Origin of the sequence: Vespertiliibacter pulmonis, assembly GCF_013377275.1 — a bacterium.
Classification (GTDB): domain Bacteria; phylum Pseudomonadota; class Gammaproteobacteria; order Enterobacterales; family Pasteurellaceae; genus Vespertiliibacter; species Vespertiliibacter pulmonis.
In genome coordinates this window covers 298,192-309,806 of the sequence record NZ_CP016615.1, presented here as the reverse complement: position 1 = coordinate 309,806, position 11,615 = coordinate 298,192, and the positions used below count along the sequence as shown (strand labels likewise).

The following is an 11,615-nucleotide window of genomic DNA, read 5'->3' as shown; positions in this document are numbered from 1 at the left end:
TTATCTCTTTCTTTGATTAAAAAACATAAGGATCTTTCCTTTATTACCAAATAATGAAAGGAACATTAAAAATATCATCATAATACCTGGAAAAGCGTAAGTGTCTGCTTTTATATTTAAAATGGTTAAAATAAATAAAGTAGATATTATAAATTTCCAACTACCGTTAAACCAATTCTGAGAAATTCGCCAAATAAAATAGAATGTAAATGAGAAACAGATCATTACATATGTTATTCCACCATATAAAATTTGGCGTAGAAAACCTGAATCAGTACTTCCATAGTAGCCACCTTGTGGCGAATAATAGTAGCCATCACCGAATAAAAATTGCTTTATTGTTGGCATAAATAGATGTTTTTGCATTAGTGTATCTGTTGATGAACTAATATGTCCTTTACCATAAATTAAGTTAATTAATGGTTCTAATGCGTGGGCAACATATTTATTATCTGCATAGTTAAGTGCAAAGAATAAGCATAATAATAGGAATAATAGTAATGCAGGTATATATCTCCATTTAAAATAGACTGTCAGACTAATAATAGAAAGCATTAGAAATGATCGTCCTGAAATTAACCCAATAAAAAGTAATAAGAAAATAAATATAGGCTGGATAGTGTTATTTCTTTCATTATAAGCTAATAAGAAATGGAATAACATTAAATAGAAAATGCTTAATTGGAAAAATGCAGATGAGGTTATATTATACAGACGATATTCTTGCTCTGAACCATAAAATCTAGGTAGTATAACATTGGTTGAAAGTGCAAACTCAATAACAAATGGGATTCCACATAGAGCAAATAACCCAATTATAGCTTGAATAGTAATACCTATTTTTAGATCAGTAATAAAACGATTCTCTTGGCAAATATAAAAGAGGTTATAGAATGAAATACCTATAAGAAATAGAATTAGAGATTTGCAATACATAATAATAACAGAGAAATCTTTTGTTCCGTGTATTAACATTGGAATCGCACTTATTACAATAAGTAATAATACTGCAATAATACTGTCAATAGGGATAATTAGCTTTTGAGAGAATTTATTTTTATAAATACGATAAATAATAATTAAAAAGAAAATTAATCCAACAAATATGGACATTCTAAAAAAATGGAATAACCAAGGATCGTAAATATAAAATAAATTAAATAGTGCAGACATCAATTATTTTCCTATATTTCTTTTTATTGCTAATAATTTTTTAAGCGGATATTTTAACAATTTTTTTACAATGTTGTTTTTTTCTTCTCCCCGAGTAAGAGATAAATTACTACTTAATATTGGATTTTCAATAACAAGTAGCGGCCTAACAACTTGAATATCTAAGCCAAGTTTTTCAAATAAAATAAAATCGTCAGCTAACCAGTAAGGTTTTTTATATTCTTTAGTATGAGATAATATTTTCTTCACTGCAGATTTTTTAATTAAATAAGCAACTGTACCGGCAAAATAATTCTTATAAGGATAGCTAATTGTATAATTACAATCAGGTTTTTTCTTTAATAAGAAAGAAAAAGTTGTAGGGTAATTAATTTCTAGTTCCAAATCATTAAAATTATTAATTTTTGATTGCCCAAGTATAATGATATCGCTAGATATATTTGAGAAAAGTAAACTATTTAAGTTATATTCAAATTTATTGGCAAATAGGGCATCATCTTCACAAATTAAACTATATTCATCATCGGGAATATTATTATTATCAATTATCTTTTGATAAATAGCCAAATGACTTAATGTACAACCAATTTCACCTTTGGTTGTATTTCTAGAGTAGTGCTGGTTAAATTGGCTAGTATTGAAGACATTTTCTAATAAATAATTATCTTTTTCCATTGTGTTGATAGCGGAAAATAATTCAAAATCTTGAGTATCATTTTGTTTAAAAAATAGATCTCGACGATATTGATCTTTATCTAGTGATATAAGGTATTTTTTCATATTATTCTCGAATATCAATAATGGTAATTCCCATATTTTCTAATAATTTATAGCTATCAATAAAAGCTGGCTCAGTTGTATTTATTTTTAATCCTATAATATCAAGAGGACTATTTTTTAAATTAAGTAGTGTACTGCTAAAATAACTATAAATACGATATTTTTTCTTGTTAGATTGTTGTGCAATATAGTCTTCAAAAATTAGGTGCGTATTAATGTAGTTTATATCACTAATAATATATTGTTCTCGTGGATGAGGGAAATAATAATCAATATTAAATTGTTGTATTACTTTTTTTGCTAATAAAATATTTTTGTTTTGATCTAAATATACAGGCTGACCGAGTAAGATATTTATTGTATCATTATTACCTTCTTGTTCTTGATTAACTAATTTAAATAAATTTACAAATTGTGTATTATTAATGATGTTTGGGATTTTATCATATATAGTAAAATGTTTTTGTGAGAGTGATTTTAGTTTTTTTATACTATATTTATTATTTAATACTGTATTTAATATTCTACGAATAAATGTATTTGGGTCATCATTATGGTAAATACTAGAAGGTACAATATTTGCAGTGCCATCATCAAAGGTATAAAATGAACTAAAATTAATAGCACTTAATAAAAATTGAATTTGAATATCATTGATACTTGCGACAAAAACACGATCAAAATATCTATTTCTAAATTTACATTTTAATTGAATAATTTCTTTAAGTAGATTAAAACGATCAGTATGTTGATGTAGTGAAAAAAATTGTTCACAATATTGAGATAAGCGTGTTGAATAATATTCAAATTTAGTATTTTTTACTGGGTAGATCATTACGCCAAAAAAAGGTTCATTAGGGTATTCCTTGATTATTTTTTCTGCTAATAAAACTTGTAATGGGGTATAGCATATAATTAAATTCATTTATTATTTCCTACTTTTTTAGTCATAATAAAGAGTATGGGTAAAATAGAAAGTGATCCGATAATACTAGCGAATGGAACATATTCAATTTTAGTAAAAGTTAATCCAATTAAACTTAATACATAAATAAATGTAGAAATAATTGAACAGATTGAGATTAGTTTATTTTTTCCATAATAAAAAAGATAATTAACTAAAATAAAATAAGGAATAATTGCTCCTGTAGAAAATAGGAATAGAATAATATAATGTTTTGTTCCTATAAATTGGGTACCTAATAGCCATACGATAAATGATTCAGGAATGGCTAACATTACTAATGTGGGTATTGGCATAATTAAGAGGGATAATATTGTCCATTTATGAACTTGGGATATTGTAATTCTTTTTTGTTTTAGCCCTTCAAAAAAATATGGAATAGCTGCCTTATTTATTGCTTGTAAAATAATCATTAAGATAGCTGATATTTGAGCTCCCATTGCATATAGACCTAAATCACTTTGGTTAAATTGATGAAAGATAAAAATACGATCTAACTGTCCTTTTAAAAATAAGCTAGCATTATGTAGAATGAGTGGAACACCAAAGCCTAATATATAGCTTAATGCTAATTTATACTGGCGAATTGAATAATGTTTTGTTTTATTTTTTTTAGAATAAAATCCGTAAGCTATTAAAAAGGTAGCGAGATTACTCAATAAAATTGCTAATATTCTTTTCTCTACGAGTTCAGTGGTATAAATTTCTAATAGTAGAATGGTGAATAGTACAGAAAATAGGCTAGAACTAAATTGGATTATAGTATAACTAATCGGTTGTTTTTGGCATTGTCTAATGCTTAATTGTACGCCTAAAAAAGATTGAAGCATTGCAGAGACAGCAAGGTAAAAAAGGATTTCTGATTGAGCGATCCAGCAGCCAATAAAAATTATGAGACTAGAAAATAGTGTGTAGGCATAGCCTACGGATAAAGCTAAATTGAGTGAGCGTTTACCATAAGTATAAAAATAGCGAGTAATAGCTCCCTCTTGGCTTAAGCTTACAATAATAAAAAATAGGACACTGAATGTTTGGTAATAAGAAAGTTCACCAAAGCCTTCAACCCCTAGCTTGCGTGATAGATAGGGCAATAATAAGAATGGCATAGATCGAGAAATTAGCTCGCCAATTAAATAGATAAAACTATCTTTTATTGCTTTCATTATTACTCTTTTCCAATCAGGCTTTCGGCTAGCTGTAAATCATGAGTTGCATCAATATCGACAGAACGATAGGTTGGCATTAAATAAAATTTAACAGTTGGAATAAAGAAATTCTTTTGGGTTAATAAGCTTGTAATATCATTAATATAGATTGCGCCGTTAGCTCTATACATTTTTGGTAGCTGTTGGCGAGGAGCCTCAAAATCTTTTAAATCTCGTACGGGAAGAACTTCATTATTTTCCAATGAAAAAGATTTGTAGGGGTGATGCTCACATTCACAAGCAGAAATGACCGATTTGCAATGTCCAGCTAGAAAAAGCTCCATTGCATTGCGAATATCAAGGGCTGTGCGTAAGGGACTTGTTGGTTGGAAAAGAGCCGTAACGCCTTGTGTAATAGATTGTGTATTTAAGCAGTGTAGTACGGCATCAATTGTTTTTGTATCACTTTGAGCCAGCTCTGTCGGACGATGTAAGGCTATTGCTCCGTATTTTTCGGCTTCAGCTAGAATTTTTTCACCATCAGATGTAACGATAATTTTATCAAACATTTCAGATTCTTTAGCAGCTAAAATTGCACGTCCAACTAATGAGATACCGCCAACAAGTTGTAAATTTTTATCTTTAATGCCTTTTGAACCTGCTCGTGCAGGGATAATTGCAATTTTTTTCATAAATTAACCGCTTTTAATGGATTATTTTTGTTATTCTAATTTTTATAGCGTTGCTAAACAATAGACATCATTCATTGAATAATGAATAATAACTAAATTTTACTTACTTTGACATAAGCAATGTTTGAATTGACTAAAATTATTACAGCAATAGTATTGCCACCTTTTAATGTACTGATTTTATGGCTATTTTCGCTATTATTGCATTATTTGAACTGGCGAAGATTAAGCTATTTTATTACATTTTTAGGAATAGGAATCCTTTATATTTTTAGTATTCCTTATACTTCACAAAAATTACAGGATTCATTAATTACTGAAGATAATCTGAGTTTATCGGATTACCGTTCGGCACAAGCAATAGTGTTGCTTGGCGGTGGATTGCGAGATAGTAAGGAATTATATGCAAAATTAGCTACAAATTCTATTGCCATTGAGCGGGTACGTTATGCCGCATTTTTGCAGAAAAGTACGCAACTTCCTTTATTAATTACGGGAAGTAGCCCAAATGGTACTTCAGAAGCCGGGGTAATGGCTCAAGAGTTACAGCAGTTTTTTGGTGTACCAACAAAATGGATTGAAGAAAAAGCAAAAACGACAAAAGAAAATGCACAATTTAGTCATCAAATTTTAGCTAAATTAGGAATAAAAAAAATTGTGTTAGTAACTAATCAATGGCATATGCAACGAGCAAAATTATTATTTGAACGACAGGGATTTGACGTGTTACCAGCAAGTGTGGGAGCAGGAATTACGCCTGAAACTTATGGGTTAAATGTGATGTATTTTATTCCACAATCGGGTGCATTACATAGCAATATGTTGGCATTGAAAGAGTGGATTGGCTATTGGAAAGAGAAGTGGTCGTAGTATAGTCGCATAAAAGAAAGGGTTGCTTAGCAACCCTTTCTATCTATATACTATATGGCTATTCCATTCGGAAAACTTTCACATTATTAAAACCATTTTGTTTGAGATACAAAGCTTGTAGTTTACTCATAACGCCTCGTTGGCAATAGAGTAAATAGGTTTTAGACTGATCAAGCTGTGCAAATTGGTTTGATAATTTATAAAATGGCAGTGTTTGAATATTAACGTTTTCAAGAAAAAATGGTGTTTCATCACTTTCTTCAGGGCTACGAATATCTAAAATGATATCATTGTCACTTAAGGCAGAGGTAGTTTCGACAGAGACAATGTCTTTTTCTGTTTCTGTAGCAATTTCTCGTATATCCAAAAATTGAGCTGAATTGACCGCTTGTTCAAGAATATCAAAATTAAAATGTGCTTCTTCTTCTAAAATTTTACTTTCTACGGCTTTTACGGTCGGATTCTTTGAAATAACGCCACAAAATTCAGGCATTGATTTCGCAATATCATCAGTCCCTATGGTTTTTGCTAATGCAATAATTTGTTCTTTATCGTGTGTGATGAGCGGGCGTAGCACTAACGTATCTGAGGCTTTATCGATCAAGCGTAAATTAGTCAGGGTTTGGCTAGAAACTTGCCCTAATGCTTCACCTGTTACGATCGCTTGAATATCAAAGCGTTCGGCAATTTTGCTTGCTGCTCGTACCATCATACGTTTTAGGATAACGCCCATTTGCCCATTATCGACTTTTTCTAAAATTTCACCAACAACATTTTCGAAGTTAATCGCAATAAAGCGAACTTTATGTGAAGTGCTATAACGGCTCCAAATGTGGTATGCCATTTGTTTTACCCCAATTTCGTGGGCAGCTCCGCCTAAATTAAAGAAACAATAGTGAACTCGAGAACCACGGCGTAGTAACATATAGCTGGATACGCCAGAATCAAATCCGCCTGAAATCAGGGAGAGAACATCTTCTTGCGTGCCTATTGGATAACCGCCTAAACCTTCATGGCGGGCTTTGATGAGTAACATTTTATCGTGATCAATATCAATACGCACTGTTACATCAGGGTGAGAAAGCTTAACGGAGGCCGATTCAATATTTTGATTTAGCCCACCACCAACGTAGCGTTCTATATCAAGGGAACTAAAATCGTGTTTTCCTTTGCGACGAACCCGAACACAGAATGTTTTGCCTTCAAGATCATTTTTTACCGCAGCGTAGGTCTGTTCAAAAATATCGTGTAAAGAGGAAAAAGGCGTTTCTTCCACCTGTAAGATATGGTGAATACCCGGTGTGCGTTGTAATAAACTTAACACTAACGGGGATTCTTCAGCAATTTTTGCTCGTACTTCGATAAAATCCCAGTGGCGAACTACGGATACATTTTCGGTTTCTCGTAAAAGCACATTACGAATATTAGAGGTAAGAATTTTGATAAAGCGTTTTCTCACTGAATCGCTTTTAATCATAATTTCAGGAAAAAGTTTGATGATAAATTTCATTTTATAGTAAGTTATATTGAATGATCAGCTTAAATTTTAAAGGTATAGCTTACCATAAATTACGTTATTCTTTTATGTTTAAATGAGGTAGAGATATAAAAATAAGAAAGGGCAATAATGCCCTTTCTGTTAAATATGGTGTATAAAAATAGTAAGGATTGACTGCTTGTTAAGCAAATTATTGACTAAATTTGCCAGCCATTGCTTGATAAACAGCAACTTCATTTTTTACACGAGTAAATTTAGCTTCTAATAATGCTAATTGTGAACTACGTTCAGTGTTTAAAGCATTTAGCCATTCACGCATTTCTGCTACACCTTGGTCATAACGATTACGATAGTAGTTACTGATTTGTTTATCACTTTGATATTTTTTCTGTAAGTTCGCATATTGGCGTCCAGACTGTTGATAAGCGTAATAGTAAGTATCGATTTCGTTTAATGCAGAGGTGATTTTTTGTTCGTAATTAAGTTTTGCTAATTTATATTTTTCTTCAGAAATCTTGATGTTGTTTTCAACTCGATTCCAATCTAAAAATGGTAAATTAAATGATAACATACCGCTTGCCACAGGATTATCAAGTACATCACCTGCTTTAACTGCTGCGCTTGCTAGCCCACCACCAAGTGTCATTGTTGGAAACCAACTTTTTTCCATTGCGGTTAGTGTTTTAAATGAGCTTTGTAAACGGTTAAGGCTTGCGATTAAATCAGGGCGGTTCGCAATAACAGAAACAGGGACATTAACATTAACGCCCTGCAAGCTGACTTTAGATAGTGTTGGTGATTTTACTGTAAGCGGTTCGTTTGGTTTTAAATTTACCAAATTGCGTAGTGTTTGCTCTGCAGTTTTTTTCCCTGTTTGTAATTGGATTAGGGTATTTTTTGCCGCTAAAATAGACTGAGCAGATTGATCTACCCCTAAGCTATCAATCAATCCTACTTTAAATTTATTGGTTAAGATTCGGTTGATTTCTTCATAGCCTTTAATGGTTTGTTGAGTTACTCGAATAGCGTCATTAAAGTAAGCTAAATTGTAATAGCTACTCACAATACCGTTGATAAGTGATAAACGAGCAGCTTGGAGATCTTCCTCCGTTGCTTTTTTCTCCCATTCTGCAGCACTACTTGCATCGTGCAAGCGTCCCCATAAATCTAGAGTATAGCTTAAATTAAAACCAAGTTGATTATTGGTTTTGGAAACCCCAGTTGAAACGACATTTGTGCTTGCAGAACCAACTCCTTTTGATACAGAAGATTGCCCTGAACCACTGAAAGTAGGGATTAAATCAGCACTAATTAAATTAGCTTGATAGAGGGCTAAGTTCACAGCAATAGCGGCTTTAGCTAAATTGACATTATTATTTAATGCCATTTCAATTAAGCGATTTAACTCAGGATCATTGTAACCAAGCCACCAGCGATCATTGATATGATATTGTTGAGTAATAGTTTGGTAATTTTGAAATTCTTCTTTGGCTTGTTGTAATGAACCATCTTGACTCATTTTGGTTGCACAAGCACTAAGCGTTACGGTTGCAATGGCAGTGAGTACAAATTTAGTTATTTTCATTATAATTTCCTTGTAAGAGATAAGGTCAGTATTATTCTAAAGAATTGCTTGATAATCAACCAGTATAAATATTTGTTATAGAAATAGCGGGATTATTTCTCTTTATTGGTTAAGTAAATCTGCAATTAATTGTTGATAACGTACCGCTTGCGCTTGCCGTTTTAATTGTTCAGCGGTAAGAATACTTTTTAATTGATTAACCGCTGTTTGGAAATCATCATTAACAATAACATAATCAAACTCATCATAATGGCTCATTTCTGATACGGCTTCAGCCATACGTTGGGCGATTGTGTCATCTGAATCTTGCCCACGCTTAATAAGCCGTTTTTCTAGTTCGGTTTTAGATGGGGGAAGAATAAAAATTGTTTTGATATTAGGGACTTTCTGCCGAATTTGTCTTGCCCCCTGCCAATCAATATCTAAAAAAACATCAATACCTTTTTCAAGGCTTTGTACAATCATTGGTAAAGATGTACCATAGTAATTACCAAATACTTCTGCCCATTCTAAAAAATGTTCTTGTTCGATTAAGGCTTTAAATTCAGTTTGATCGGTAAAATAGTAATGAACACCGTGTTTTTCGCCAGGGCGAGGGGAACGGGTAGTGTGCGAGATAGATAGCTGAACTTGGCTACGGGGTAAATCGGCTAATAATGCATTGAGTAGTGAAGATTTCCCTGCACCACTTGGGGCGGAAAGAATATAAAGATTACCTAGGCTCATAATATGTAAGAGAATTTTTGAATATATTTGGGAGTATAACAATAAAAGGACGCTAATGCGTCCTTCATTAGGGTATTATTTTGATAGAGGTTGAACAAAGGTAATACCAAGATCCCATGGTTGTTCAATCCAAGTCTCTTGTGGAATGTCAACAACGTAATCATCAACTAAATCTGCTCCCAGTGGTTTAGCAAAAACCGTAACAAATTTTGCATTAGGATACATTCTACGAATTTCACGTGCGGTATTCCCGGTATCAACTAAATCATCTACAACGATAAAACCTTCGCCGCCGTTTTCAACTTGTGCAGCGTGGATAGTGTTGAGCTCTCCTTGAGAGTCGTGATCATAGCTTGCGATACAAACGGTCTCTACATGACGAATACTTAATTCACGAGCTAAAACTGCTGCAGGAAATAATCCCCCACGGCTTACCGCAATAATCCCTTTCCATTGGTTTGCGGGTAAAAGACGACTAGCCAGTTTACGTGCGTGCATATGAAACATATCCCACGTTACGATGTATTTTTCATTTGTATATTTTTCGCTCATAATGATTACCTAATATAAGGGTGGATTGCCACCGAATAAAAAAATTGCGTAAGGATAACCTGAAAAGGCGTTTCGTGCTATCATTTCAGCGGATTTTTTATAATAAAAACGAGTTTTTGCAAAACTTATCGCAATTTAACCGCTTGTTAGCCAATTAGGAGTAAATATGTCTGAAATTCAACAACTTAGCCCCTCTTTATTATGGAAATGGTTTGACCAAATTTGTGAAATACCTCACCCCTCTTATCATGAAGAAGCGTTAGCAGAGTTTATTGTAGCGTGGGCAAGGCAGAAAATGTTTTTTGTTGAACGAGATGAAGTAGGGAATATTTTGATCCGTAAGCCTGCAACAAAAGGAATGGAAGACCGTCATATGATTGCTTTACAAGCGCATTTAGATATGGTGCCACAAGCGAATGAAAATACACAACACGATTTTAGCTGTGATCCGATTCAGCCATATATTGACGGTGAATGGGTCAAAGCAAAAGGAACAACCCTTGGGGCAGATAATGGGATCGGTTTAGCGTCTTGCTTGGCGGTATTAGATTCAGACGATTTAGCTCACCCTGCACTTGAAGTCTTACTAACGATGACAGAAGAAGCAGGAATGGAAGGTGCTATGGGCTTACGAGCAAATTGGCTACAATCTAATATGATGATCAATACTGATACGGAAGAAAATGGCGAAATTTATATCGGTTGTGCGGGAGGAGAAGATGCGGAACTAACATTGCCAATTAGCTATCAACCAAATTCGTTTGATTGTGCGGTGAAAATCAGTTTAAAAGGCTTGAATGGTGGGCATTCAGGTTGTGATATTCATACTTCAAGAGCTAATGCGATAAAATTATTAGTTCGTGCATTGGCAGAATTACAATCTGAAGTGGATTTCCAGTTATCGGAGATTCGTGGAGGGTCAGTGCGTAATGCAATTCCTCGTGAAGCCGTCGCTATTTTAGCATTAGATGAAAAAGATCTACCGAAACTGACCGCTTGTTTAAGCCAATTTGAACAAGAGCTTAAAGCTGAGTTAGCTATTGCCGAGCCGAGTTTAGTATTTATTACTGACATTGTCGCTAATTCAGCGCAAATTTTTGATAAAACGAGTAGCGAAAATATTATTCGAGCTTTGAATGTGTTACCGAATGGTGTTGTCCGCCAGAGTGATACGGTTAAAAATGTGGTAGAAACCTCACTGAGTATCGGGATTTTGAATACTGAACAAAACAGCGTAAAGGCAAAAATTCTCGTACGTTCATTGATTGAAAATGGAAAAGCAGATGTCCGCAGTAAATTAAATTCATTGGCAGGGCTTGCTGGTGGAACGGTGGTATTTTCAGGCAGTTATCCAGGGTGGGAGCCTGATCCTCATTCACCAATTACCGCATTAACGAAAACAATTTATGATGAAATTCTTGGCTATGAAGCAAAAATCCAAGTAATTCACGCAGGGCTGGAATGTGGTTTAATTAAAAAAATCTATCCAGCGATGGATTTAGTGTCAATTGGACCAACTATTTTAAATGCACATTCGCCTGATGAAAAAGTGCATATTCCAGCAGTTGAAACCTATTGGAAATTATTGACGGCATTGTTAGCTCAAGCGCCTAAGTGCTAACAAATTAAA

At 33.3% G+C, this 11,615-nt stretch carries 11 protein-coding genes; 2 read left to right on the top strand and 9 right to left on the bottom strand.

Annotated features, from left to right (window positions below):
• The 5 genes from A6B43_RS01595 to A6B43_RS01575 are packed head-to-tail and all read right to left on the bottom strand — an operon-like array spanning window position 1 to window position 4,754.
• Window positions 1–1,173: a hypothetical protein gene (locus A6B43_RS01595; RefSeq protein ID WP_124210847.1), complete on the bottom strand. Its 1,173-nt coding sequence runs from the start codon at window positions 1,171–1,173 to the stop codon at window positions 1–3.
• 3 nt (window positions 1,174–1,176) lie between these two features.
• Window positions 1,177–1,953 carry a glycosyltransferase family 25 protein gene (locus tag A6B43_RS01590; protein ID WP_124210846.1) on the bottom strand — a complete coding sequence of 259 codons (777 nt, stop codon included), beginning with the start codon at window positions 1,951–1,953 and terminating at the stop codon, window positions 1,177–1,179.
• 1 nt (window position 1,954) lies between these two features.
• Window positions 1,955–2,878, bottom strand: a complete 924-nt coding sequence (locus A6B43_RS01585) for a glycosyltransferase family 52 (protein WP_124210845.1) — start codon at window positions 2,876–2,878, stop codon at window positions 1,955–1,957.
• The gene (locus A6B43_RS01580) at window positions 2,875–4,080 is read right to left on the bottom strand and encodes an oligosaccharide flippase family protein (protein WP_124210844.1); all 1,206 of its coding nucleotides are present in this window, start codon (window positions 4,078–4,080) and stop codon (window positions 2,875–2,877) included. Before A6B43_RS01580 ends, A6B43_RS01585 begins: the two co-directional genes overlap by 4 nt.
• A 2-nt stretch (window positions 4,081–4,082) precedes the next feature.
• A complete protein-coding gene (locus tag A6B43_RS01575) occupies window positions 4,083–4,754 on the bottom strand; it encodes an acylneuraminate cytidylyltransferase family protein (RefSeq protein ID WP_124210843.1) in 672 nt (223 codons plus the stop codon).
• Window positions 4,755–4,874: 120 nt separating this feature from the next.
• Between A6B43_RS01575 and A6B43_RS01570 the strand changes: the two genes are divergently transcribed.
• Entirely contained in the window at window positions 4,875–5,624 is a 750-nt protein-coding gene (locus A6B43_RS01570) for a YdcF family protein (protein ID WP_124210842.1), read from the top strand.
• Between the two features lie 58 nt (window positions 5,625–5,682).
• On the opposite strand, the gene thiI is transcribed toward A6B43_RS01570, so the two are convergent.
• From thiI to gpt, 4 genes are all read right to left on the bottom strand, one after another.
• Window positions 5,683–7,134, bottom strand: coding sequence for a tRNA uracil 4-sulfurtransferase ThiI (thiI, locus tag A6B43_RS01565; RefSeq protein ID WP_124210841.1), 1,452 nt, complete (start codon window positions 7,132–7,134; stop codon window positions 5,683–5,685).
• A 178-nt stretch (window positions 7,135–7,312) separates the two neighbouring features.
• Window positions 7,313–8,707: a toxin/drug exporter TdeA gene (gene tdeA, locus A6B43_RS01560; protein ID WP_124210840.1), complete on the bottom strand. Its 1,395-nt coding sequence runs from the start codon at window positions 8,705–8,707 to the stop codon at window positions 7,313–7,315.
• 102 nt (window positions 8,708–8,809) lie between these two features.
• Window positions 8,810–9,433 carry a guanylate kinase gene (gmk, locus tag A6B43_RS01555; protein WP_124210839.1) on the bottom strand — a complete coding sequence of 208 codons (624 nt, stop codon included), beginning with the start codon at window positions 9,431–9,433 and terminating at the stop codon, window positions 8,810–8,812.
• Between the two features lie 75 nt (window positions 9,434–9,508).
• Window positions 9,509–9,985, bottom strand: a complete 477-nt coding sequence (gpt, locus tag A6B43_RS01550) for a xanthine phosphoribosyltransferase (protein WP_124210838.1) — start codon at window positions 9,983–9,985, stop codon at window positions 9,509–9,511.
• Between the two features lie 166 nt (window positions 9,986–10,151).
• Between gpt and A6B43_RS01545 the strand changes: the two genes are divergently transcribed.
• Entirely contained in the window at window positions 10,152–11,606 is a 1,455-nt protein-coding gene (locus A6B43_RS01545; RefSeq protein WP_124210837.1) for an aminoacyl-histidine dipeptidase, read from the top strand.
• Window positions 11,607–11,615: the final 9 nt, after the last annotated feature.

Bases quoted from the DNA above. Each gene is read 5' to 3' on its own strand.
- A6B43_RS01575 (WP_124210843.1), bottom strand. From the start codon at position 4,754: ATGAAAAAAATTGCAATTATCCCTGCACGAGCAGGTTCAAAAGGCATT.
- A6B43_RS01595 (WP_124210847.1), bottom strand. From the start codon at position 1,173: ATGTCTGCACTATTTAATTTATTTTATATTTACGATCCTTGGTTATTC.
- A6B43_RS01585 (WP_124210845.1), bottom strand. From the start codon at position 2,878: ATGAATTTAATTATATGCTATACCCCATTACAAGTTTTATTAGCAGAA.
- A6B43_RS01570 (WP_124210842.1), top strand. From the start codon at position 4,875: ATGTTTGAATTGACTAAAATTATTACAGCAATAGTATTGCCACCTTTT.
- A6B43_RS01580 (WP_124210844.1), bottom strand. From the start codon at position 4,080: ATGAAAGCAATAAAAGATAGTTTTATCTATTTAATTGGCGAGCTAATT.
- tdeA (WP_124210840.1), bottom strand. From the start codon at position 8,707: ATGAAAATAACTAAATTTGTACTCACTGCCATTGCAACCGTAACGCTT.
- gmk (WP_124210839.1), bottom strand. From the start codon at position 9,433: ATGAGCCTAGGTAATCTTTATATTCTTTCCGCCCCAAGTGGTGCAGGG.
- gpt (WP_124210838.1), bottom strand. From the start codon at position 9,985: ATGAGCGAAAAATATACAAATGAAAAATACATCGTAACGTGGGATATG.
- thiI (WP_124210841.1), bottom strand. From the start codon at position 7,134: ATGAAATTTATCATCAAACTTTTTCCTGAAATTATGATTAAAAGCGAT.
- A6B43_RS01545 (WP_124210837.1), top strand. From the start codon at position 10,152: ATGTCTGAAATTCAACAACTTAGCCCCTCTTTATTATGGAAATGGTTT.
- A6B43_RS01590 (WP_124210846.1), bottom strand. From the start codon at position 1,953: ATGAAAAAATACCTTATATCACTAGATAAAGATCAATATCGTCGAGAT.